This window comes from Lactobacillus sp. ESL1191 (assembly GCF_058504435.1).
Map to the genome: position 1 here is coordinate 523,270 of NZ_CP196365.1, position 23,299 is coordinate 546,568.

The window sequence follows — 23,299 nt, forward strand, 5'->3', positions numbered from 1 at the left end:
GATATCATGATGATTTGTTTAGTGGTTGGAATAATATGCTTAGTCTTGGTTTATAAGAAGAACTTCTCTAAAATAAGCAAAGATATTATTCTAGGCCTAGGCATCTTTTTCGTGGCCGTAGCAATTTTCCTGGCTACACCATGGGGTTCTGGTATTGCTCATCATGTCTATGATAGCTTGTACGCGCAAGGACTATTTAAGTAAACTGCTTAAATAAAAAATAAAACCATCTTGGAAGATATCTTCTAAGATGGTTTTTTTAATAACATACTTTAGCTGATTTTTTGTCAATAATTAATCAACCGATTGCAAGGCTTCAAGCATGTTTAGATTTTTCAGCTGCTTGTTAACAATGAAGCCGAGAATCAAAGTAATGATACCGATAACACCTAACGGCCACAAGAAACTTGAAGCTGACAGGGCCGGATTAAACATGACGTTGTCTGGCGGTACGACGTACAGGATATAGCGGTAGAGCAAGTCACCAGTTAAATAGCCAACTAGAATTCCTAGGACAGTTAACAAGATGGTTTCGCGGTAGATGTACATTGTGACCTCACCATCGTAAAAACCTAGCACTTTTATAGTTGATAGTTCGCGAATTCGTTCGGCGATATTGATATTGGTTAGGTTGTAGAGAATGACAATTGCTAATAGGCCGGCAACGATAATCAAAACGACCATGATCATGTTGAGTGACTGAACCACGACGTCGAGTTCTTGACTAATTGCAGTATTCTGCACGACCCCACTAACACCGTCTAAGGACATGTAACGAGCGGCAACTTTTTTGGTATTTTGTGAGCTTCCGTCTTTTAAGTTAACTAGATGGGCATTGGTTTGATATTTACGTTTAAATACTTGACGATATTGGTTCCGATTCATAAAGGCAAAATGCCCCATATACATTTCGGTGATCCCAGCTACTTTCATGGTACGTTGGTGGTTGTCTTGATCAATTAAGGTGATTTTGCCCCCTTTTTGAACCTTTAAAAGGCTAGCCAGTCGTTCTGAGATAACAACACCATTATTATTTAGTGCAATTGACTGCCTAGTCCGCCGGTCATTCAGGTGAACGTACTGGTTGAGCTGGTTACTTGAGCTGGGAACAATCAAGGTAATGTCTTGCGTATCGCCAGTACGGCCAACAGCCTTAGTCATTGATTCGTAGTACACTGGCATTTCTGCTTTAACATTGTTCTGGTGCAATTTGTTCTCGAGTAGCTTTTTTTGCTTAGCTGAACTAGGTGTTTTTTGCGCAACAATTAGGTTGTAATGGATTAAGTCAGAAAACTGCCGCTTATTCATGGTACTAATCGAATTTTTGACAGCAAAGCCAGAAAAGAGAAGGGTGGTCGCCCCGCAGACACCAAAGATAGTCATCAGCATCCGTTTCTTGTAACGAAAGATATTGCGAGCGGTAACCTTGTGGGTAAAACTCAAGTGCTTCCAGATTAAGGGGATCTGTTCAAGTAGGATTTTTGAACCTGAGGCAGGTGGCTTGGGTAGTAATAAAGCTGCTGGTTTTTCCCGGAATTCATTTTTGGCGGTTAAATAAGCAGGCAAAACTGAACTGACCCAAGACAAGACTAAGGCCACCAGACTAATTTGCCACTGGAAGTGTTCTTCAATTGGTGGAATAGTTAAAGATTGATAATAGGCGTGGTAGACAATTTGCGGCATCAGAGTGTGACCTAGAATAATACCAATTACCGTTCCCATTGTCCCCGCTAAAAAGCCATAGAAAATAAACTTATTGATGATCACCAAATCATCGTAACCTAGTGCCTTCAGCGTACCGGAATTAATTCGTTCTTCATCGATGAAGCGGTTCATCGTCGTGAAGGTAACTAGTGCAGCAACAAAGTATAAGAAGATTGGAAAAACCTTGGCCAGGTCTTCGACCACTTGGGCAACTGTTGTATAAACCAGATTCCCATCACCACCAGGCACTTCGCGCCGATTATAAACATTGTATGAAGGCGGGGCCATTTTTTTGAGTTGCGCTTTGGCCTGGGCGATTTTGTGCTCCCCTGCACTAATTTGCAAGTTAGTTTTTTTGGCGCTTTTTTGCAGTTCGGCTTTTTTACTGCCCAAAATTCTTGTTTGGCTGGCTAGCTCAATTTCAGCCTGCTGCAGCTGGTCGCTGAGTTCAGCAGAAGGCTGCACTCCTTGAAGTTGCGACTTTTGCGCAGTAAGTTCGGCCCGCTTACTTGCTAATTGTTTTTCAGCTACGGCAAGTCCTTGCTCTGCATCTTGCAGCGCTTGCTTAGCCCGTTGTAATTTTCTTTCCTGCGGTGACAGTTTCTGGGCGACCGCAGTATTAATCCGCTCTTGTCGCCGATAAGCATTCTTCTTTAGAACGGCCTGCAAGTCTTTTTTATGTTTACTAGTGCGGTCAATGTATTCGCGGCTGTATGAATCAAGTCCATGCAAGTCTTGGTAAGTTATATTGGCGGTAGTGTATACCGTCCGGTTAAAGGCTTGCGGTGTTGCCACAGCATAACCTTTAAGTTCACCGGTGCCGCTATTGCTTTGGCCCAAATTGACATTAGAGAGGATCTGGCTCGAGCGGACAAAGCCAACTACCTTAAAAGTTTTCTGCTTGAGCAGGGTAGTGCCAAGGATATTTTTCTTTTCAGTAAAACTGATTTGCTGGCCGACCTTGTACTTAGGGTAATAGTGATCAGCAAGCGCAATTTCGTTTTTTTGCTTAGGCAAGCGTCCCCGTCTTACTTCGTACCTTCCTACGGTCTTTGGCTTTGAAAAGATCCGAAAACTAGTGTGACTGTTTTTCAAGACAGTGTCAGTCATGTAACCAAATTCAACATTTTTAATGCCTTTGACCTGGTTGATTTCTTGGGTATCCTCATGGTCAAAGCCATAATTACCAATAACGGTTAGATCAGCTGCATTTAGGCTCTGGGCGTAGTGGTTACCAGTAGCACGCATGTCGGGGCCAGTTACCATCAAGCCAACTAAGGCAAAGGCACCAATCATCATTAGTCCTAAGATAGATAAGAACTGTCCTTTTGTGTGTTTAACTGATTGCCAAAAGTCTTTCCAAATTATCTTATTCATTGTCAGACCCTCTTACCATTTAATATTGGCGATGTCTTCGGGATGGTCATTCGGTTCAATTTTGGTTACCTGACCATCGTGAAAGTGAATTACGCGATCAGCAATCGGAGCCAAAGCGCCATTGTGCGTGACGATAACTACGGTCGCACCATTGTTGCGGCTTAAGTTGGTGATTGTTTGTAGGACGCTCTTACCAGTCTGATAGTCAAGGGCACCAGTTGGTTCATCGCAAAGCAGGATTTTGGGGTTTTTAGCGATTGCCCGGGCAATGGCAACACGCTGCTGTTCACCGCCTGATAATTCGGCGGGAAAGTTGTTGATTCTGCTCTTAAGGCCGACATCTACTAGGGCCTGCACCGGATCTAAGGCATCAGAAACAATTTCCGAAGCCAGTTCGACGTTTTCCTTGGCAGTCAGATTTTGAATTAAGTTGTAAAACTGAAAAACAAAACCGATGTCAGTGCGCCGATAGCTGGTCAGTTGCAGCTTGTTATATTTAGCAATATTTTGACCGTCGATAATCACTTCCCCAGATGTGTTAGTGTCCATTCCCCCTAGAATGTTGAGCATTGTTGACTTACCAGCGCCGGATGCACCAAGAATGATTGCCAGCTCGCCTTGATTAATCGTGAAATTCACGTCATCATTAGCAAGAATCTCAGTGTCACCGGTTTGATAGCGTTTATAGTTGTGCTTTACTTCAATGTAACTCATGAAAAATCACCTTTTATTAATCTGACAATGTTGTATGTCTACTATTTTCATTCTAGTCCAAATACTGTTCGAGTACTTGTAATACGCCCATCTCATTGTTACTTGGTGCTTCATACTTGGCAATTTTTTTCAAGCGTTCATCACCATTTTTCATGGCATAACTGTAACCAGCCAGCTCAATCATTTCGCGGTCGTTCATGCCGTCACCAAAGGCAATTAACTCTGCTGGTTCAACGTTAAAATAGCGTAAGAAATACTTGATTCCTTGTCCCTTGTTAACGCCAGCAGGCATTACATCGATATTATCAAAGCCGCTGGTAGTACAGTGAATTTGTTCACCATTGTTCTGGTTGAACTTTTTTTCGATTTCATTAGCTAGGCTAGATGAACAGTTGAGCGTCAACTTGGTCAGGCTATCGCTACTGGGAAGATCAACCAAGTTGGCAATTTCGACCATATCCGGATAAAAAAAGTGCATCGTGTTTTTGAACTGTGCCGGTGCCTTTTTACTAACGTAGGAGCGGTCGAGACCGCTTGCGGCAATCCGAATGTCAGGATAGTTGTTTTGGATGAAGTTGAGTAGTTTGATGCCAGTTTTATAAGTAAAAACGTGGCGCACAATAATTTTGTTATCTTGAGTTAAAATTGAACCATTATCGGCGACGATATCGATACGGTCCAAAAAGTCATAAAAGTCTTGACGCAAGCGGGACAGAGGTCTGCCACTAGAGACGATAAAGTGGACGTGGTGCTCACGCAGGGTCGTTAAGACTTGTTCAAATCGGCGCTGGTCAAACTCGCGTTTATCGTTTTCAAATGTGCCATCCACATCGACGGCCACAGCCTTAAAAGGAATTGATTTCATGTTGTTCTCCTTAATTTTTCTAGTTATATGTATTATATAGTAGATAACGAAAGCTGGGGATGTTGGTTACGGTTTTTAACTTTTTAAAAATAAAAAACAGATTCATGCTAAAAATGAATCTGTTTGATGATTTTGTCAATTGCAGCTAATTCGCAGTTGGCTTTCTTTTGCCAACTAACCAGCAAATGAGAATTGCAATAAGATTTTCGACCATAATTAATATAATATTTAGCCCCAAATGCACCTGGCCCAGACTAAGCACTTGACCATTAAGGAGCTGGTTTTGCTCTGCAAAGTAGAGATCAAAAACGATCGAGCCGCAAACAACTGCCAGCATCGTAACCCATTGCCCGCGGCTAAAGGCCAGGCCGTACCGTTCTTCGCGGCGTCTAATACTTGGTAAGATGGCACCAAGCCCGATTAAAACGACTACCGCAATGATGTTGATAATTAATTCATACCACCAGTAGCCGCTAAACTGTTTGATATCTTGCGGTGCAATGCCCAGAATTGTTGCTACAGCAGTAACAATTAGGAGAAAGAAGCCGGCCCAGTATCCCAGCCGGTCGTTTTTTAAGAAAACATAATCAGCTGGGAATTTTTGGGGATTTTTGCGAATCTGCATGAAGGAATAGAAGATCCAGCAGGTTACACCCGGAGAGATAATGCCGTTCAGGTTGAGTAACCAGTTAAAAATATCATTCATATCAGGCAGGAAGATGCCTAAGAGCATAATGAAAGCTGATAAGGCGACGGTAAGAATGTAGCCATTGATGGGGAGGCCATTTTGGTCTTTTTTCTGTAAAAAGCGTGGCATATACTTGTCCCCGGTATCGGAAATCAGCATCCGTGTCATGGCGTCAAGTAATACCGCGAGCAACGCTGCATTGTAAAAAACAGAAGTCCAGGCCCACACGTATAGCAGGGTTTTGCCCAGACCGTATTGCTGGCCCACCATGTCAAAGACATAGTAAGCCCCGTTCATTTTGAGGTCGTTGGGAATATGATAGCTGTCAAAGTAAATTCCTAGCGCAAAAGACCCAAAAACAGTCAGGAAAATAGTCATTACGGCCAGGGCGACCATAGCTTTGGGAAAGTCGGACTTCGGCTGCTTCATTTTGGTTACGTAAGGCGCGACCAATTCGCACCCGTTAAGAGCAAAGATGAGCATGGCAATGGTTGTCCAGTAGTGCATGTTAAAGTTGGGAACTAGCGTGTGCCAGGTAAAAGGCTGGGTTGCCATGTGTCCCCCAGACTTAGCCAATCCCAAAAAAGCTAACAGGACAAACATCAGGGTCATGATCAGCATCAGACCACCGCCGATGGTCGACAAAATTTCCATTGAATGAGAAAAGTAATGCTCAATGATTATAAAAATGATGAACATGGCAAAGGTTAGGAGTGCGAACTTAGCATTAGAAATTTGGCTTTGGAATTTTTCTGAACCGGTCAACGCCCAGCCAATATCAACAATAATTTCATTGGCAGAGTCCACGGCGTAGGGGATTGAAGCTGCCCAGTAGGTCCAAGCAGTAAAATAACCCAAAAATTCTCCGTTGGTACCGCGTACCCAGGAAGATAGCCCGCCACCTTCATTATTAAAGACTGAACCGAGCTGTCCGACCATCAAGGAATATGGAATGACATAAAAAAGACACATGATAATCCATGAGGTAACAACGGGCATTCCCTGGTTTTGGAAATTGTACATGATATCGTCGAGCCCAATTACCGTGCAAAAGGCCATTAAGGTCAAAACGGGCCATGACAGATATTTTTTCTTGGAATTTAATTCCTCCACTAAAATTCGTCCCTTCTAAAAATTATTAACTTTTATATTCTACTAATTAACGCAGAAGTTGACTAGAGCAAAGACAGAAATAGTTTAGAAAAAAGTTGGCCTTGATTTTTGCTTCTGGCAGTGATTTCTTTAACAAGGGCTAGTATTGAATTTTATGCGGCCGTGCGGTAAGATGATAACGATAATATCTTAATGAAAGAAAGAAGGATTCTTATGTCAGGACATTCAAAATGGCACAATATTCAAGGCCGCAAGAATGCGCAAGACGCAAAAAGAGGTAAAATTTTTCAAAAGTTATCTCGTGAAATATACATGGCTGCAAAAAACGGTGGTCCTGACCCTTCTGGGAATCCAAACTTACGAATGGTAATGGACAAGGCCCATGCCAACAACATGCCCAAGACCAATATTGATCGTGCTCTTAAAAAGGCTGAAGGAAATTCAGATGAGCATTATGATGAAATTACTTATGAAGGCTATGCGCCAGGAGGTGTTGCCATCTTTGTTGAAGCTTTAACTGATAACAAAAATCGGACCGCCTCTTCAGTACGTGTTGCCTTTACCCGTAATGGTGGTTCACTTGGTGCCAGCGGATCGGTTGCCTATATGTTCAACCGTAAGGGTTACATTGTGATTGACCGGTCAACCACAGATGCTGATGAAGACCAGATGCTGCTAGACGTGATGGACGCCGGTGGCGATGACTTGCAGACCAGTGATGATGCCTTTGAAATCTACACTGATCCAAAACAATTTGCGCAAGTTCGCGATGCCCTGGTCAAGGCGGGATATAAGTTAGCAAACGCTGAGTTAACGATGATTCCAGAAAATACGATGGCAGTTCCAGAAGAAAAGCAAGACCAGTTTAATAACTTAGTTGAAGCCTTAGAAGATGATGAAGACATTCAAAATGTCTACACGGCAGCAGCTGACGAAGACTAAATAATTCAAATTACCCAAATCACCCAATTACTTGGGTGATTTTTTTTGTGTTTATTAAAAAAATTAGCCCTTTTATGCGTAACTAATAGTGCAGGTAAAAAAGGAGGCTTTTATGCGAATTAAAGAAGTGGTCAACAGCTTAATTGAAAATGCAATTAAGGTCCATACCAGTGATATTTTTTTCTTAGTGCAGCATCAGCAGATTATGGTTAAGTTTCGTACTATCAGCGGAATTACTAACCAGACCACCTTTGGGTTCAATGAAGGTCGAGAAATTATTAACTTTTTGAAGTTTGCCGCACAGATGGACATTGCTGAGCACCGGCGCCCCCAAGTTGGCGCATTTGAATATGAATATCAACAAGTCAAGTATTACTTACGCTTATCAAGCATTGGTGATTTTACTGATTGTGAATCCTTGGTAATCAGGATTATTTATCAGGTAAATGATGGTAGTTATTTCTTTACCGAACAGATTGAGCAATTGAAAGACCTGTCCCAAAAACGTGGCCTAGTTGTTACCAGTGGGCCAACCGGCTCCGGCAAGACCACGACCATGTATAAATTGGCCAAGTATGTTGGTCAGAGGCAGATGGTAATGACAATTGAAGATCCGGTTGAAATTAATGAGGAGGCTTTTTTACAGACACAAGTTAATCTGGAAGCCGGCATTACCTACACTAGTCTACTGGAAGCAGCATTACGCCATCGCCCAGATATTTTAATCATCGGTGAGATTAGAAACGCATCAACGGCCCGGTTGGCTGTTGATGCCGCCTTGAGCGGTCATCTGGTGTTTGCAACGGTTCATGCCAAAAGCACGCTGCAGACTATTTCACGTTTGGAGAGCTTAAAGATCAATACAAATGAGCTAAGTAATTGTTTGACAGCTGTTTGCTACCAGCGTTTGTTGCCAACTGCCGGGGGCTTCTCCTGTTTGATGGATATTGCTAGTGGGGCAGTTTTACAAAGTAAAATTGCCCAAAAAAAACGCGGTAATCACGTTGAATGGACCAAACACTTAGTTGGTTTGAAAGAAAGGGGTGAAATTAGTGCGGAAGTATTTGATCAATTCAAAGCAGGATAAGTTGACGAGTCAGGAACGGTTGAATTTTCTAGATTACCTGCAAAATAGCCTGTCCAATGGCTTTTCCCTGAATGCCAGCCTTGAGTTAATGCCAATCCTATGGCCTGAGCGGCAGAACTTAATTAATAGATTCAGCGAAGGAATTCAGACGGGGACAAGTCTAGGCAAGGAACTGCTTAGATTGGGCTTTTCTAAAACAGTGGCTGCTCAGATTGACCTGGCAATGGAACAGGGGAGCTTGTCCGAGTGCCTGGAGCAACTGGCTACGCTCGACCGCTTAAAAAACGAACAGATTAAAAAACTCAAGACAGAGTTATCGTATCCCCTAGTTTTGACAGGGATGATGATCTGCTTGTTATTGTTTATGCAAACTTTTGTCTCAAGCCAGTTCACTGAAGCGGGCGAACATACGGGGGACATTTTGCTGGTTGGCTTACTGGGCTTGGGTTTGTTCTTTGTTTACTACTTGGTGCAGGTCCTAAATCTACTTAAAAAACAGGACTACCGATCTTTGTCTAAATTAGCGCATTATCCGCTTGTCGGCCCGCTCGTCCAGCTCTATGTTAAGTACTTGTTGGTTTATGATGTGGCGATGCTCATTTCAAGTGGTTTTTCACTACAAAAAATGTGTGAGTATGCTATGCGGCAAGAAGCCGGGTCGTTGCAACAATTTATTGGGGCTAAGGTGGGTGAACAGCTGGCCGCTGGCAAGGGCTTGAAAGAAATAGTTGAGAAAGAAGCCTTTCTACCCAATGAGTTGTTACTGCTACTTCAGACTGGTTCGAAAAAGAATGATTTAGGTAGCCGTTGCCTGCTTCTAGGCCAGACACTTTTTGCCGATTTAACAGGTAAAATTGAAAAATTAATTATTAATGTCCAGCCATTTTGTTTTATCTTAATTGGCTTAGGGGTGATTGGGATGTATTTAAAGGTACTATTGCCAATGTATACCATGATGCAAAGTATTTAGGAGGTTTTTAAGATGAAAAAGAAAATGAAAAAGTATCTGCTTAACATTATTGCTAAAACTAGAAAAGCTCAAGGCTTTACGCTGATTGAGATGGTTGTAGTGGTTGCTATTATTGTTATGCTTTTGCTGGTTATTGCACCGAACTTAATGAAGCAGAAGCAGGGCGCAAATGACAAAACAAGTGATGCCTTTAAGACTACCTTGCAGACGCAGGTTAATCTTTATGAAGATGACAAGGACCGTAACAGTAAAGAAATCAGCTTCAAAAACATGTTTGATGACGGTTACTTAACTAAACGACAATTAGAAAAGGCTAAGAATTATCGGGTAAATAACGGTGTGGTTGAAAAGAACTAGGGTAAAGCTGAGAGCTTTTACAGTTTTAGAGATGGTAATTACCCTGGCCATTGCACTTAGTCTCCTGGGGCTAGGAGCGATGCAGTTGACTACTTATAACGAAAAATTAGTTTTGAATAATACAACTAGACAGCTTAAGAGTTCACTTGAGCAGGCAGCTAGAATTTCAACTATCCGGCATAAGGCTGCGGTAATCAGATACTATCCGGATTCAAAAAAGATCACGATTATTGGTAATGGTTACTCCCGGGTAATCAAGATTAATCAAAAAATAGAAATTCATAACTTATCCAGTCTGAGAATATCTGCGAGTGGTTCAATGCCACCGCATACGATTGTGATTACTAATCAGCGCTATCGGCAAAAGGTAAAGCTACAAATGACGTGGGGAAGAGCAATTGATAGTACTTAATAAGTTAAAAGGCTTTTTGTTGGCAGAAAGTATGACAGCCCTGATGATAGCTGTGATAGCGGTCTCTCTATTGGCACTGGTTGTGGGCGAAAGCAGAGCAATAGAGCGGCAGGTTGAACTAAAAACGGATCGGACCTATGCATGGCATATAATGATAAAAAATGACTTGTCTGAAATCAAGGTTCATGACCATGTCTATCAACTGCGGGGGACAAAGTGTATTTATGATACAACTGAAAAAGAAACTTATTGCGTCAAAAAATAGTGGCTTTATGGTAGCTGGAGCGGTGTTTTCAGTTTTAGTAACATTGCTGGTTGTTTTGCTGTTGCAGGGTTTATTAAAGAGCATAGCTAGTGCTGATCGAGCAACGCACAAGACAGACGACCTAGTTTTTGCATATGTGCAGTTTAACCGCTTCGTAAATGAAGATAAAAACATGGCTTATGTTTTAACTAAGGAGTCGAACTCCAGGCAGGCCGCTCTGGTTAAAATCGATCAAAAGGGCAAGAAAAAAATTTACGTTTTAACTTTCTATAAAAATATGATTCGTGTGACCACCCCAGAAGGTGGGCACATGCCACTTCTACTTGGTGTTAGGACTGCCTCTTTTGAGAGCCGAGAACGACAGATTAAGATCACAGTTACTGAAAAAGACAAACGAAAATCAGAAATTTACTTTAAATTGGATGCCAAACCAAAGGAGAAAACCAAAGATGAGCCTAAAAAGAATAAAGCTGAAAGCAAGCGCACTATTAAGTAGCGTCTTAGTGCTCTCAACTTGCCTGATTTTTGTGCAGTTCTATCAAGAAGTCTATCGTGACAGCATGCAAAACGATTTTTTGTTAATCGAATACCTGCTTAACAATTGATTTTCTTGTACTTATTACTTCCTTTCTATTAAAATGTTTAAAAGATAGGGGTAAAAGCAATGAAGAGAATTGAAGAACTGTTTAGTGAATTTTTAGATTGTGTCACCTGCTTGCAAGATACTCTAAATGTATCCTTTAGCGAGGCTCTTACTGAAACCTTTGATAACCTGGAACAAGGCAGAATCAAGGTGGAGATGAGCGCACCAGACAAAGATACGGTTAGTAAGCTAGGCCAGAAGTATGCCGACTTGCACTATGATGACCTTACGCAAAAGATGAAAGTGCAAGTTTATACTTATCTGACGCTTAAGGCCGTTAATGAAGATGGGTTAGACAATAATCAGCTGCCTACGCCGCCGATTGTTTCCACCTTGGTGGCAATGTTTATGAAAAAACTATTGCCTGACCAAAGGCTTGAAGTGGTTGATCCTGCCATTGGAACGGGCAACTTATTGTTTGCTGTAATCAACCAACTAAAAAATGCTAATCATTCCAAGCTAGACTACCAACTACGCGGAATTGATAATGATGAAGAAATGCTCAACTTGGCTGATGTTGGTGCACATTTGAACCGGATCGAGATTGAGTTATATTGTCAGGATGCACTAACACCGTGGCTATTTGGTCATCCAGATGTGGTCGTCAGTGATCTGCCGATTGGCTATTACCCAATCGACGAGAATGCAGAAAAGTATGCAACGCGAGCTGAAAAAGGCCATTCATTTGCGCACTACCTGTTCGTCGAGCAAATTATTAATAATCTGAAGGCGGCAGGGTATGCTTTTTTGGTTGCTCCGCAATCAATGTTATCCGGTAAGGGCGGAAGTGATTTCATGCCCTGGTTGTCTGAAAAAGTTTTTTTGCGGTCAATTATTGAGCTGCCAGACAGGATGTTTCAAAATAAAGCCAATCAAAAGTCTATTTTGATCTTTCAAAATCATGGTGAAAACGTTAAAAGTAGTGAAGTTTTGCTCACAAAGTTAGACTCCATCAAAAGGGAAGAAAACCTAATAAAACTTAATGTTAAACTAAATGAGTGGTATACTAAAAACATTAATTAGTTTGTGAAAAGTTGAAATGATGTGTATGGAGGAATCTAATTTATGAAAAAAGTTTTAGCAATTAACTCGGGGAGTTCTTCTTTTAAATATAAGCTATTTGCTATTCCAGAGGAGCAAGTACTGGCCGAAGGCATGGCAGACCGGGTGGGAATCACTGGTTCATCTTTTGAAATTGAACTGGCAAATGGTGAGAAGCACTCCGAAGAAGTGGCTATTCCCGACCAGGAGACCGCGGTTAACTTATTGCTCAAGGCGCTGAAAGAATATAAAGTAATTGAAGACCTTAACGAAATTGTCGGTATTGGTCACCGAATCGTTGCTGGCGGCGAAGATTTTACTGACTCTGCGCTGATTGACCGGGATAAATTACAAAAAATTTATGATTTGAAAGAATATGCGCCGCTTCATAATCCAGCTCAAGGTAAGGGCATTGAAGCTTTCATGAAGCTATTGCCAGATGTTCCAGAAGTTGGTGTGTTTGATACTTCATTCCATCAAACATTAGATCCAGTGCACTATATGTATTCAATTCCTTACAAGTACTACGAAAAGTATGGTATCCGAAAATATGGTGCTCATGGCACCTCGGTGCGTTACATTGTTGGTCGGGCCGCGGAAATGCTTGGAAAGGATGCTAAGGACCTCAAGCTGGTTGTTTGTCACTTGGGTTCAGGCGCTTCAGTTACTGCCGTTAAGGGTGGTAAGTCTTACGACACCTCGATGGGCTTTACCCCGATTGCTGGAGTTACCATGGGTACTCGGTCAGGTGACGTTGACCCCTCTGTTCTGCAATACATTATGAACAAGGAAAAGATTGATATTAATCAAATGATTGAAATTTTGAACGACAAGTCTGGTTTATTAGGAATTTCAGAAATTTCTTCAGATATGCGTGACTTGGAGAATAATGCTAGTCAAAAAGCAGATTTAGCACGTGACATTTTTGTTAATCGGGTTAGACAGTATGTAGGTGCCTACATTGTTGAAATGGAAGGTGTTGATGCCATTGTCTTCACTGCTGGAGTAGGCGAACATGATGCTGGTGTACGAGAAAAAATCATGAAGTCATTTGAATTTATGGGTCTTAAACCCGATCTTGAGGCCAACCAGACAAATGGAGAGAAATTTGTTTCTAAAGCTGATTCTCAGATCAAAGCAATGATTATTCCGACTGATGAGGAATTAATGATTGAACGAGATGTTGTGCGCTTGGCCCATTTAAACTAAAAATCTGCATGAATAAAAAAACCGTTAAGTGAAATTCTTAGCGGTTTTTTTGGTTAATTTTTGCTATTATTTAAGAAGACCAATATCGGAGGATATGGAAAAACTTATGAAAGAATGGCAAGTAGATCGGATCGGTTCTGCCATTGCAGGGACCAATCCAATGGTGATAACTGAGTTAGCGGGTGGCTATGTTGTTATGGGCGATACCCAGTTTTTGCCGGGTTATTGCGTGTTATTGCCTAAAAGACACGTCGCTTCTTTAAATGACTTGAAACTTAAAGAAAGAGTAGAATTTTTAAATGATATGAGCTTGCTTGGTGATGCAATATTAAAAGCGTGCCGGGCGGAAAGAATTAATTACGATATTTTAGGTAACACGGATCATTTTTTGCACGCACACGTTTTTCCGCGGTATAAAACTGAAACAGCGGAAAGGCTGACTAGGCCGGTTTGGTTATACGAGCCCTGCTTTTGGACAGCTGTGAAATATCAGTATGATGACAAAAAGCACGGAGAGATTAGACAGGCAATAGCTGAAGAATTGAAGAGAGAAGTAGAGGAAAAAAGTGAATGATTAAACTAGTAGCAATTGATGTGGATGACACTTTATTAAATAGTCAAGGTAAATTATTGGAATCGACCAAAAGGACGATTAAGCAGGCGGTAGAACAGCAGGTTAAAGTGGTCTTGTGCTCTGGTCGCCCCTTGGCTGGAGTTAAGCACTTCTTGCAAGAGTTAAACATTGTGGCAGATGATCAATATGTCATTACCTTTAATGGATCCGTCATTGAATCAGTGACAGGTAAAGTGTTAAAGAAGTCAGGGCTCAGTTTTACCACGGCCCTAGAGATTGAACAATATTCCCAGCGCCATGATGTGGCCTTTAACTTTGTCGATGCTAATAGTCGGATTATTACAAGTAATCATCACGTTGGCCGGATTACTGTGGTTCAGGCTTGGGAAAACAGTGCTGGCATTTTAGTGAGAGCTACTAAAGAACTTACGAAGGATAATCAAATAATCAAGGCGGTTTTTGGTGACGAACAAAAAAAACTTGATGACATTGAGAATGATGTCATTAGGCAGTTTGGAGCAGAGAATTATGTTGTTCGTGCAGCTGATAACTTTTTGGAAGTAATGCATAAAAACGTTGATAAGGGTGCGGCACTAAATTTTTTAACTGCCAAACTGGGTCTTGTTCCGAGCGATGTTATGGTAATCGGTGATGAGCGTAACGACATTCCCATGTTTAATTTTGCTGGTACTGCTGTTGTAATGGGTAATGGTTCTGACCTGGCCAAGGAACACGCTGACTATGTTACTTCGTCAAATGATGCTGATGGTATTGAACAGGCGTTTAATGAGTTTGTTTTTAAATAATCACCCAGCAAAATGGGCGCAATAGCGTAGTTTGATAGTAAATGGGAGTCCAATATGCTATAATGAGTGAATCCTAAGGGGATGTTTTGGGATTCGACAGGCGTAGATTCGCATTGACTGCGGTTCGTAGGTCACGTCTACGTAAAAACGTCACAGTTTTTTCTAACTGCAAATAAAGAAAATTCTTACGCATTAGCTGCCTAATTTAGGCGCATGCGTTGCTTCTTGCCAGATTACTCACGTCTGGCTTCAAGTATCAACTTAGTGAGTTACGTTTAACTACCTCATCTGAATAGTTAAAAAGAGTCATTCCAGGTTAGCTAGTCCATACTAGCCCTGTTATATGGCGTTTTGGACTAGTGAAGTTCAAATAGTATAACTATGATCGTAGAGGTCAGTGACGGAATGCGTCTGGACAGGGGTTCAATTCCCCTCATCTCCATATATAAAAATAAAAAGCTTGATAGATTAACGTTTATCAGGCTTTTTTGATAAAAAAGTTCGAAAAAAATAATTAAAGATTCAAAGTGTCCTTATATTGCCGGATGCGCTCACTATTTGACTCAGAAGCACGGCCAAAAAGCAAATTTACCCAGGCTACTTTACACTTTATCTGCTCTTACTTAAAAGATCACCGACTGCGGGATTTTTGTAAATAGCTACTACATCGTATTTTAACGAGGGGAGGTCAGGTAGGTAGGTGACTTGGCCGGCATAAGTTTCCGGAATTGGCACTTCTTTTGGGAAAATTGCCATGCCTTGTCCCAAAAAAACGTTAGTCAAAGCGGCATCGAAACTGTCTTGATAGATCACGTGTCGGTAGTCAATTTTTAAGTCATGCAGAATATTTTTGATTTTTCTTTGGACATCGTTACTATCGGTAGCGGACCATTTTTGTAAAAACAGGGGTTGCTGGGCAATAGCCTGTTTCTTGATTTTGCCGTGTGCATTAAGCAGGCCTTGGTTGAGCAAGACACCGAAATTGGCGGTGCCAATTTTTTGACGGTGAATACTTTTGATTTTGCTGACTGCCGTAGAAAAACTTATCAGGACATCAAAGTCACCGCTATCAAGTTTAGGAATACTCCCTGAAAATTTTTCGGTGTCGAGTTGTAGTTGGATACTGGGATGAGTTCTTTTGAGGGCGCGGGCAAGCTGAATGGTCCAGTAGCTGAAGCCTCGTAGATAGTGAATCCGCATAATGTTGTGGGTATTGTTAAGCCCGCTAACTTTTTGAGTAAATGCATAGTATTGCTTCAACAGGGGAACTGCATAATGGTAGAGATTGACCCCCGCAATCGTAACCTTAAAGTGTGAAGTAGAGCGATCAATTAACTGAACCTTTAACTCTTTTTCCAGATTTTTGATAGCGTTACTAATGGCGGTTTGAGAGACAAAATTTCTTTTAGCGGCGGGCGTGAAGCCCTGGGTTTCGACCACATCGACAAAGTATTTAACTGTTAGTAAGCTATATTTCATAGTACCGTATCCTTTTGCTTATAACTTTACCTAATAAGTTATTATCATTATATGTTAGCGCTTACTAAAAAGCGAGGGTAAAATTATCTATGTAGAAATATTAATACTAGCAAAAAGGAGATATAGATGGCTGAAAAATATATTTTGGCGATTGACGAGGGTACGACTAGTACGCGTGCAATCATTTTGGACCATTCTGGTAAAAAGGCAATTGACTCACGCAAAGAGTTTAACCAATATTTTCCTAAACCTGGTTGGGTAGAGCATGACGCCAATGAAATTTGGAATTCAGTATTATCAACGATTGCTAATTCTTTTATCAATTCTGGCATTAAGCCCGATCAAATAGCAGCAATTGGAATTACCAATCAGCGCGAGACCACGGTTATTTGGGATAAAAAGACTGGTCTACCGATTTACCATGCAATTGTTTGGCAGTCACGTCAAACCGCAGAATTGGCAGACCGGTTAATTGCTGATGGTTATCAAAAGATGATTCATGAAAAAACTGGGTTGATTCCAGATGCCTACTTTTCGGCAACCAAGATCAGGTGGATTCTGGATCAGGTTCCGGGCGCTCAAAAACGAGCAGAAAATGGTGAATTGCTGTTTGGAACGATTGATTCTTGGTTGGTATGGAAACTAACCGGTGGTAAGGTTCATGTTACTGATTATTCTAATGCTAGCCGGACAATGCTTTTTAACATTACTAAGCTAGACTGGGATGATGACATTCTTAAGCTGTTGAACATTCCACGTGCCATGTTACCCGAAATCAAAACCAACTCAGAAGTTTATGGTAGCACGGCTGAATATCATTTCTATGGTAGCCAAGTCCCAATCGCTGGGATCGCTGGTGACCAACAGGCTGCACTCTTTGGTCAACTAGCCTTTGAACCAGGTATGATCAAAAATACCTATGGTACTGGTGCGTTTACGGTGATGAACACAGGAGAAAAGCCGCAGTTCTCTCACAATAATTTGTTAACGACAGTCGCCTATGGCATTAATGGCAAGGTTAATTACGCCTTAGAGGGGAGTATTTACGTTGCTGGTTCAGCAATACAATGGTTGCGTGATCAGTTGGGGCTGATTGACGATGCACCGCAGTCTGAGGAAGCCGCGAGACGCTCAAAAGATAATAATGAGGTCTTTGTGGTGCCTGCTTTTACGGGTTTGGGTGCACCTTACTGGGATTCAAACGTGCGAGGGGCTGTTTTTGGCCTTTCACGAGGCACTTCAAGCGACGACTTTGTCAAAGCAACGTTGCAATCGCTCGGCTATCAGAGCCGAGATGTAATCGATACGATGTATAAAGATACGAATATTAAAATTCCTAAGCTCAAAGTTGATGGTGGCGCTGCAAACAATGATTACTTAATGCAGTTTCAAGCTGATATTTTGGGTATCGAAATTGAGCGTGCTGCCAATTTAGAAACCACTGCTTTGGGGGCCGCTTTTTTAGCTGGGTTAGCGATTGGCTTCTGGCAGGATATGGATGATATCAAGAAAATCCAAAAGGCAGGTAAAATTTTCAAACCGCAGATGAGTGGTCAAGAACGCGACCACTTGTATGAGGGCTGGAAGTCAGCCGTCAAGGCAGCGCAAAGTTTTTCTTACAAGCCTTATCAAAAATAAAATAATAGCATTAATTTAAAGAAAGAGATAGTTAAGATGGCCTTTTCAATTACGACCCGTAACGAAGAAATAAATCGTTTAAAAAATGAAAAGTTAGATTTGTTGATTATCGGTGGTGGAATTACCGGGGCTGGGATTGCTCTGCAAGCAAGTGCTGCTAAAATGAAAACAGGCATAATTGACATGCAGGACTTTGGCGGCGGCACCTCATCCCGTTCTACAAGGTTGGTTCACGGTGGTATCCGCTACTTAAAGACCTTTGATGTTCAGGTGGTTTCAGATACGGTTAAAGAACGGGCAGTTATCCAACACATTGCACCACATATGACCCAGCCGGATCCGATGATTTTACCGATTTATGACGAACCTGGTACAACTTTTACGATGTTTTCGGTTAAGGTGGCGATGGACTTATATGATCACCTGGCAGGGATTGAAGGCGATTCGCCCCTTACCAAGTATGCTAATTACACGATTGATAAGGAAGAAGTGCTAAAGCGCGAACCACAGTTAAACCCGCGGAATTTACAAGGGGCAGGAGTATATTTAGATTATCAAAATAACGATTCAAGACTCGTTTTAGAAAATGTAAAAAAAGCTCATGAACTTGGCTGTATTGCAGTTAGTCGCCTAAAAAGCATCAAGATTCTGCATGATGAACACCAGCGAGTGAATGGGGTCCGAGTTTATGATAACTTGACTGGAGCAGAGTTCGATGTTCATGCCGATGTGGTAATTAATACTTCGGGGCCATGGTCTGACCAAGTTCGTGAGCAAGATGATGCGATTTACAAGAAGCCGCGGTTGCGTCCGACTAAGGGGGTTCACTTAGTGGTTGATCAGTCCCGGCTGCAGGTTCCGCAACCGACCTATTTTGGCTCAGGAACAGCTGACGGACGGATGATTTTTACCATTCCTAGAGAAGGTAAGACTTACATTGGAACGACCGATACGGATTTCACGGCGGATTACGCCCATCCAACGGTTGAACAGCATGATGTTGACTACTTGCTGAATATCATTAATAAAAAGTACCCGAGTGCCCACCTCACTATTGATGATATTGAAGCTAGCTGGGCCGGTGTTCGACCTTTAATTGAGGTGGAAATCGAAGAAAATACAGCAGCAGATGCAACCACTGGAGCCAGTGTTTCAGACAGTACGTCTGCGCCATCAGCCGTTTCGCGTGGTAGCTCACTAACCGAAGCTACTGACGGACTGATTACCTTAACTGGAGGTAAGTTGACGGACTATCGCCTCATGGCTAATGGTGCAATGGCCAAGATTAGGGCGGTTTTACATGACCAGTTTAACAAGGAGTTTGAACTTAAAGATTCAGCTAAAATCAAAGTTGCAGGTGGTGACTTTGATTCTGCCAATGCTGAAGCAGAACTTGCGAATATTGCTAAACGTGGTGTTGAAGCTGGTATTAGCCCAGAAGATGCAAAAGAAATCGCTAACCTCTTTGGATCTGAAGCTGAGCAAATATTCCACCATGCTCAAGAAATCAAGGCAGCTGATGGTCTGAGCTTAGGTGAAACGGCGGCGCTTGATTACTCACTGGCGGAAGAAATGACTTTAACGCCAGTTGACTATCTATTACGCCGGACCTATCACGTGCTGTTTAAAAATGATACGTTGGATCAAGTCAAAGTAGCTGTCATCAGGCATATGGCCGATTATTATGGCTGGGATCAAGTACAGATGGAAAAATATACAGAGGATTTGGACAAAGAGATTGCAGAATCGCGATTGGAGGAGTTGAAGCAGCGGAAATAATATTATCAAAAGCAAAGTAGTAAATTATATCCCCAAAAAGTCTAGCAGTAATTGACTGCTGGGCTTTTTACGTGGATGAAGTGGTCATTATTGAAAGCCTATTGCTCAGCTTTTTCAAATACGAAATAGCAAAAACTGTTTTAATTTTTGAGTGTAAAAGGTTAAACTTAACAAGAGGTGATTTTCATGGAACCGATATTTTTAACGCCATACTTTAGACCCAAAATTTGGGGTGGTCGTAAATTAAAAACGCTGTTTAACTATGACATTCCAGCAGGTAAAGTCGGCGAGGCTTGGGTGATTTCTGGGTATCAAGATGATGCTTCAACCGTTAGTAGCGGTAACTTAAAGGGTGAGAGCCTGCGAACGGTTTACCAAAAATACCCAGAGCTTTTTGGAAATCCCAAAAGTAAAGAGTTTCCACTGCTAGTTAAGTTTCTTGACGCTAATGACAGCCTGTCTGTCCAGGTTCATCCAGATGATGATTATGCTCGCAGAGTGGAGCATGATCGTGGCAAAACGGAAAGTTGGTATGTTTTGCAGGCGGATCCCGGCTCTTACCTGATTTATGGGCATACAGCCAAAAACCGCGCTGAGCTCGCTGAACTGATCAATCGCGGTGCGTGGGACCAGCTTCTACGCAAGGTTCCGGTCAAAGCTGGTGACTTTGTCTACGTTCCTGCGGGCACAATTCATGCCTTAACTAAAGGTATTTTAGTGATTGAAACCCAGCAGTCAAGTGACGTTACATACCGCCTGTATGACTACGACCGAATTGACCAAAAAACGGGTAAACCCCGTGAACTCCATACGCGAAAATCAATTGATGTTACAACTGTGCCACATGTTGATCCCCAGTTAGAAGTTAAGGTGCAAAAAGAGCAAGATGCCACAATTAAAACGCTGGTTGAGCCTCCCGTGTCGCCGCACTTTGCCCTGTGGCAGGTTGCACTTAACGGCAAGTGGGCGACCGGCTTGAAGAATTATCCTTACTTGCTAGTAACGATTATTAAAGGTGAGGGGCAGCTTGAAACTGCTACTGAAAACTATAGCCTACAGCTTGGTACTAACTTGATTATTCCTAATCAGTTAAAGGACTTCACCTTTACTGGTGAAATGGAAATGATTATTTCTACGCCTGGTAGTGATGACTAATTGACCTAGAGGAGAGAAAAATGATTTACATTGCTTGTGGTGCGATTATGGTGGTGGTAGGGCTCTTATGGTGCATTTCACCCTCAAAAAGTCCGAATCCATTGTATGGCTACTCTTCATATTTAGCTCGGGTTAACGATACCAGTTACCACTTTGCGCAGGTAAAGGCTAGGATGTATTTTATCTTGTTTGGAGTAATTCAGTTCTTGCTTGGAGTTGGAATCCATTTCTTAAAGTGGGATCGGTATTTCATCTTGTGGATGCTGACTTTTTATCTGTTTATTATTTTTCCAATTATTGCTACAGAAAAAAGTCTGAAAAAATTTTTGCTTGATCGCGGCGAACTTCCACATGATTATGTTGATCCTGATCAGGTCAAACATGAGCGGGTAAAGGGCTTTCGTGGTCATAAGTAAAGTGACGACAACGAAAACACAATAATACATAAAAAAGCAAGAAATTTCAAAATTTCTTGCTTTTCATTTAATCTTTAACTATTAAATTTACTTATTAGGAACTGGTATTTGTGGGCCTGCAAGGTATTTTACATCTGATGCTTTTACAAAATCACCACCACCATTTATAACTTGATAAAATAGTTCTTCCTTATTGTTATCAAGACTAGTTATTCTCACGGCTTTTACTATTCTTATCATATCTCCCTTTTGACCAAAATGAGTCATCTTCGGGCCATTTTCATCTTGACCGTTCTCATCATAATATGGTGCATCTTTTATAAAATACACTTGAGTAAAGATGCTGTAAAAGGGCATTTGTTGTCTCACGCTGTTCTTAATATCATAATCGCAAATAAATTCATCTGTATCTTTTATCCGATATAAGTTGCGCACACCAGGAGGCGTACCAAGGTCTACCCCAAATTCACCTCTAGTAGTAGTCATATCAAGGATTAGTTTCTGGCCACTCTTTAAAGTCTTAGGTAGTAATTGTCCATGACCATTATAAAGTGGGATTTTTCCAGACCTAGACCAAGCTTTTGTGGTTATCTTAGTTTGATTGGTATAAAGCCAATTACCATTAATCGACTGAACATTCATAGCCTTAATATATCCACCATGTCCAATATTGTAATACTGTTGACCTTTAATCGTCTTATACGGTAAATAAAACCAAGCCCAATCAGTATCATGAAATGAATAGCGCTTAACATCTGAATTATCTATTCCTTCAACTGTTCCAACATACTTAACTTCTGAGCCATTCTTAAGTAAACCGTTACCGCCAAGATAAGTATATCTTTTTTTGCCCTTCTTGTTATAAACACGGGTTTTGTGATTTAACGTTAACATGCCTTCTGTGGCATTTGGAGTTTTCTCTGTGGTCTCTACTGCGTGAACTTGATTTGTGTTGGTTACTAAAGTAGCTACAGATGTTGTTGCCAATAATTCAGCCGCTAAACTAATAAGTATTTTTTTAGTCTTCTTCATGATATACCTCATATATCTTAAAACATTAATAACTATGTATGTTAACATCTAATTTTAGTAGTTATTTTTCTTAATGTCTAATTACTTTCAATTGCTACTATAATTTTTATACTAATGTAAACAAAAAAGCACTTCCGCAGAAGTGCTTTTTGCTAGTTAATCACTATCCTTTGTCGCCTTGTGCCAAATTTTGGCAGTGGTAGGAATTGCAGCAAGGTTGGTCATATCGTCCTTACTTGTCACGATTAAGTTGTTGGGACCCTCAGCCAGTTTGTTAAAACTGTCAAGACTTTGATTTTTGAAGTAACCGTCACTTGCTGTTGCCAGACTGGCTTGCAGTTGGTTGATTCGGTATGCTTCTGCATCTGCTTCAGTTTTAACTGCCGCAGCCTTAGCTTTAGCGGTAGCAATCAAGGCATCGTTCTTAGCTTTAGTGGTTAGCTCGATGTTCTTAGCCTCACCCTCAGCCTTTTCGATGGCCGCAATTTTTTCTCGGTCAGCAGTCAGCTGCTTATCCATTGCTCGTTGGATTTCGGCACTTGGCAGTAATTCGTCGATGTTGACCCGGACTACCCGAATACCGTAGACATCGGTTAAGTCACCAATGGCATCGGCTAGCTGCGTGTTGATACTGCTGGTTGAGCCTAAGGCATCGTTCAGGTCCATGCGGCCAATAATGTCGCGCAAGTGCCCTCTGATTAACTCGACCATCGACTTAACGGAATCCGTGTTGTTGTAAAAATACTTGTAAGAGTCAGTTACTAAGTAGTTTAACGTCAGACTCGTAGTTATTTCAGCGTTATCCTTGGTGATAATTGAATATTTGGAAATTTCAGCAGGAAACATGGCCAAAGAAACGCGACGCATTTTTTGAATTACCGGAATAATAAAGACTAGACCGGCTTTGACAGTTTTAGAATATTTGCCCAAGGTTTCAATTAAGCCCTCATTATTTTGCGGCACTACCCGACACCCTGATAATAAGAAAATAATAACAAGTAAAGCAATGATTAAAAAGACAAGCAAGGTTAGA

21 protein-coding genes and 1 other RNA gene are annotated in these 23,299 nt (G+C 41.5%); 15 read left to right on the plus strand and 7 right to left on the minus strand.

Annotated elements, in window-relative coordinates; all coding sequences use genetic code 11:
* Positions 1-294: 294 nt before the first annotated feature.
* The 4 genes from ACSYSN_RS02825 to ACSYSN_RS02840 form a co-directional block, all read right to left on the minus strand.
* A complete protein-coding gene (locus ACSYSN_RS02825; RefSeq protein ID WP_491712674.1) occupies positions 295-3,081 on the minus strand; it encodes an FtsX-like permease family protein in 2,787 nt (928 codons plus the stop codon).
* Between the two features lie 12 nt (positions 3,082-3,093).
* Positions 3,094-3,795 carry an ABC transporter ATP-binding protein gene (locus ACSYSN_RS02830; RefSeq protein WP_491712675.1) on the minus strand — a complete coding sequence of 234 codons (702 nt, stop codon included), beginning with the start codon at positions 3,793-3,795 and terminating at the stop codon, positions 3,094-3,096.
* A 52-nt stretch (positions 3,796-3,847) separates the two neighbouring features.
* A complete protein-coding gene (locus ACSYSN_RS02835; RefSeq protein ID WP_491712676.1) occupies positions 3,848-4,660 on the minus strand; it encodes a Cof-type HAD-IIB family hydrolase in 813 nt (270 codons plus the stop codon).
* 145 nt (positions 4,661-4,805) lie between these two features.
* Positions 4,806-6,461, minus strand: coding sequence for an APC family permease (locus tag ACSYSN_RS02840; RefSeq protein WP_317638017.1), 1,656 nt, complete (start codon positions 6,459-6,461; stop codon positions 4,806-4,808).
* Between the two features lie 213 nt (positions 6,462-6,674).
* Here ACSYSN_RS02840 and ACSYSN_RS02845 point away from each other — a divergent pair, with 213 nt between their 5' ends.
* The 11 genes from ACSYSN_RS02845 to ssrA all read left to right on the plus strand — a co-directional run bounded on the left by ACSYSN_RS02845 (position 6,675) and on the right by ssrA (position 15,212).
* Positions 6,675-7,403 (plus strand): YebC/PmpR family DNA-binding transcriptional regulator, encoded by a 729-nt coding sequence (locus ACSYSN_RS02845; protein ID WP_317638018.1) that lies wholly within the window; start codon positions 6,675-6,677, stop codon positions 7,401-7,403.
* Positions 7,404-7,515: 112 nt separating this feature from the next.
* Positions 7,516-8,490 (plus strand): competence type IV pilus ATPase ComGA, encoded by a 975-nt coding sequence (gene comGA / locus ACSYSN_RS02850; RefSeq protein WP_317638020.1) that lies wholly within the window; start codon positions 7,516-7,518, stop codon positions 8,488-8,490.
* Positions 8,456-9,460, plus strand: coding sequence for a type II secretion system F family protein (locus ACSYSN_RS02855; protein WP_491712677.1), 1,005 nt, complete (start codon positions 8,456-8,458; stop codon positions 9,458-9,460). The genes comGA and ACSYSN_RS02855 overlap by 35 nt, the downstream gene beginning before the upstream one ends.
* A gap of 12 nt (positions 9,461-9,472) precedes the next feature.
* On the plus strand, positions 9,473-9,817 hold the full coding sequence (gene comGC / locus ACSYSN_RS02860; protein WP_317638022.1) for a competence type IV pilus major pilin ComGC: 345 nt from the start codon (positions 9,473-9,475) through the stop codon (positions 9,815-9,817).
* Positions 9,818-9,902: 85 nt separating this feature from the next.
* Positions 9,903-10,229 (plus strand): Prepilin-type cleavage/methylation protein, encoded by a 327-nt coding sequence (locus tag ACSYSN_RS02865; protein ID WP_317638023.1) that lies wholly within the window; start codon positions 9,903-9,905, stop codon positions 10,227-10,229.
* 185 nt (positions 10,230-10,414) lie between these two features.
* Complete coding sequence (locus tag ACSYSN_RS02870) at positions 10,415-10,990, plus strand: competence type IV pilus minor pilin ComGF (RefSeq protein WP_491712678.1); 576 nt, start codon at positions 10,415-10,417, stop codon at positions 10,988-10,990.
* A gap of 168 nt (positions 10,991-11,158) precedes the next feature.
* On the plus strand, positions 11,159-12,160 hold the full coding sequence (locus ACSYSN_RS02875; protein ID WP_491712679.1) for a class I SAM-dependent methyltransferase: 1,002 nt from the start codon (positions 11,159-11,161) through the stop codon (positions 12,158-12,160).
* A gap of 42 nt (positions 12,161-12,202) precedes the next feature.
* Complete coding sequence (locus ACSYSN_RS02880) at positions 12,203-13,387, plus strand: acetate/propionate family kinase (RefSeq protein ID WP_491712680.1); 1,185 nt, start codon at positions 12,203-12,205, stop codon at positions 13,385-13,387.
* A gap of 106 nt (positions 13,388-13,493) precedes the next feature.
* On the plus strand, positions 13,494-13,961 hold the full coding sequence (locus ACSYSN_RS02885; protein WP_491712681.1) for an HIT family protein: 468 nt from the start codon (positions 13,494-13,496) through the stop codon (positions 13,959-13,961).
* Complete coding sequence (locus ACSYSN_RS02890) at positions 13,958-14,767, plus strand: Cof-type HAD-IIB family hydrolase (protein WP_491712682.1); 810 nt, start codon at positions 13,958-13,960, stop codon at positions 14,765-14,767. The genes ACSYSN_RS02885 and ACSYSN_RS02890 overlap by 4 nt, the downstream gene beginning before the upstream one ends.
* 77 nt (positions 14,768-14,844) lie before the next feature.
* Positions 14,845-15,212, plus strand: a transfer-messenger RNA (tmRNA) gene (gene ssrA, locus ACSYSN_RS02895).
* Between the two features lie 164 nt (positions 15,213-15,376).
* Here ssrA and ACSYSN_RS02900 read toward each other — a convergent pair.
* The gene (locus tag ACSYSN_RS02900) at positions 15,377-16,246 is read right to left on the minus strand and encodes a LysR family transcriptional regulator (RefSeq protein WP_491712683.1); all 870 of its coding nucleotides are present in this window, start codon (positions 16,244-16,246) and stop codon (positions 15,377-15,379) included.
* Positions 16,247-16,372: 126 nt separating this feature from the next.
* Here ACSYSN_RS02900 and glpK point away from each other — a divergent pair, with 126 nt between their 5' ends.
* The 4 genes from glpK to ACSYSN_RS02920 all read left to right on the plus strand — a co-directional run bounded on the left by glpK (position 16,373) and on the right by ACSYSN_RS02920 (position 21,234).
* Positions 16,373-17,884 (plus strand): glycerol kinase GlpK, encoded by a 1,512-nt coding sequence (gene glpK, locus ACSYSN_RS02905; RefSeq protein ID WP_491712684.1) that lies wholly within the window; start codon positions 16,373-16,375, stop codon positions 17,882-17,884.
* Positions 17,885-17,920: 36 nt separating this feature from the next.
* On the plus strand, positions 17,921-19,663 hold the full coding sequence (locus tag ACSYSN_RS02910; protein WP_491712685.1) for an FAD-dependent oxidoreductase: 1,743 nt from the start codon (positions 17,921-17,923) through the stop codon (positions 19,661-19,663).
* Between the two features lie 186 nt (positions 19,664-19,849).
* A complete protein-coding gene (gene manA, locus ACSYSN_RS02915; protein WP_491712686.1) occupies positions 19,850-20,818 on the plus strand; it encodes a mannose-6-phosphate isomerase, class I in 969 nt (322 codons plus the stop codon).
* Between the two features lie 20 nt (positions 20,819-20,838).
* The gene (locus tag ACSYSN_RS02920) at positions 20,839-21,234 is read left to right on the plus strand and encodes an SdpI family protein (protein WP_491712687.1); all 396 of its coding nucleotides are present in this window, start codon (positions 20,839-20,841) and stop codon (positions 21,232-21,234) included.
* 87 nt (positions 21,235-21,321) lie between these two features.
* Here the strand turns inward: ACSYSN_RS02920 and ACSYSN_RS02925 are convergent, their stop codons facing one another.
* Entirely contained in the window at positions 21,322-22,266 is a 945-nt protein-coding gene (locus ACSYSN_RS02925; protein WP_491712688.1) for an SLAP domain-containing protein, read from the minus strand.
* A gap of 156 nt (positions 22,267-22,422) precedes the next feature.
* Positions 22,423-23,292 carry an SPFH domain-containing protein gene (locus ACSYSN_RS02930; protein WP_317638035.1) on the minus strand — a complete coding sequence of 290 codons (870 nt, stop codon included), beginning with the start codon at positions 23,290-23,292 and terminating at the stop codon, positions 22,423-22,425.
* Positions 23,293-23,299 lie beyond the last annotated feature (7 nt).

What these genes read in the sequence shown, in the direction of transcription:
- ACSYSN_RS02825 (WP_491712674.1), bottom strand. Translation starts at nt 3,081, where the DNA reads ATGAATAAGATAATTTGGAAAGACTTTTGGCAATCAGTTAAACACACA.
- ACSYSN_RS02830 (WP_491712675.1), bottom strand. Translation starts at nt 3,795, where the DNA reads ATGAGTTACATTGAAGTAAAGCACAACTATAAACGCTATCAAACCGGT.
- ACSYSN_RS02835 (WP_491712676.1), bottom strand. Translation starts at nt 4,660, where the DNA reads ATGAAATCAATTCCTTTTAAGGCTGTGGCCGTCGATGTGGATGGCACA.
- ACSYSN_RS02845 (WP_317638018.1), top strand. Translation starts at nt 6,675, where the DNA reads ATGTCAGGACATTCAAAATGGCACAATATTCAAGGCCGCAAGAATGCG.
- comGA (WP_317638020.1), top strand. Translation starts at nt 7,516, where the DNA reads ATGCGAATTAAAGAAGTGGTCAACAGCTTAATTGAAAATGCAATTAAG.
- comGC (WP_317638022.1), top strand. Translation starts at nt 9,473, where the DNA reads ATGAAAAAGAAAATGAAAAAGTATCTGCTTAACATTATTGCTAAAACT.
- ACSYSN_RS02870 (WP_491712678.1), top strand. Translation starts at nt 10,415, where the DNA reads ATGACCATGTCTATCAACTGCGGGGGACAAAGTGTATTTATGATACAA.
- ACSYSN_RS02875 (WP_491712679.1), top strand. Translation starts at nt 11,159, where the DNA reads ATGAAGAGAATTGAAGAACTGTTTAGTGAATTTTTAGATTGTGTCACC.
- ACSYSN_RS02880 (WP_491712680.1), top strand. Translation starts at nt 12,203, where the DNA reads ATGAAAAAAGTTTTAGCAATTAACTCGGGGAGTTCTTCTTTTAAATAT.
- ACSYSN_RS02885 (WP_491712681.1), top strand. Translation starts at nt 13,494, where the DNA reads ATGAAAGAATGGCAAGTAGATCGGATCGGTTCTGCCATTGCAGGGACC.
- ACSYSN_RS02890 (WP_491712682.1), top strand. Translation starts at nt 13,958, where the DNA reads ATGATTAAACTAGTAGCAATTGATGTGGATGACACTTTATTAAATAGT.
- ACSYSN_RS02900 (WP_491712683.1), bottom strand. Translation starts at nt 16,246, where the DNA reads ATGAAATATAGCTTACTAACAGTTAAATACTTTGTCGATGTGGTCGAA.
- glpK (WP_491712684.1), top strand. Translation starts at nt 16,373, where the DNA reads ATGGCTGAAAAATATATTTTGGCGATTGACGAGGGTACGACTAGTACG.
- ACSYSN_RS02910 (WP_491712685.1), top strand. Translation starts at nt 17,921, where the DNA reads ATGGCCTTTTCAATTACGACCCGTAACGAAGAAATAAATCGTTTAAAA.
- manA (WP_491712686.1), top strand. Translation starts at nt 19,850, where the DNA reads ATGGAACCGATATTTTTAACGCCATACTTTAGACCCAAAATTTGGGGT.
- ACSYSN_RS02920 (WP_491712687.1), top strand. Translation starts at nt 20,839, where the DNA reads ATGATTTACATTGCTTGTGGTGCGATTATGGTGGTGGTAGGGCTCTTA.
- ACSYSN_RS02925 (WP_491712688.1), bottom strand. Translation starts at nt 22,266, where the DNA reads ATGAAGAAGACTAAAAAAATACTTATTAGTTTAGCGGCTGAATTATTG.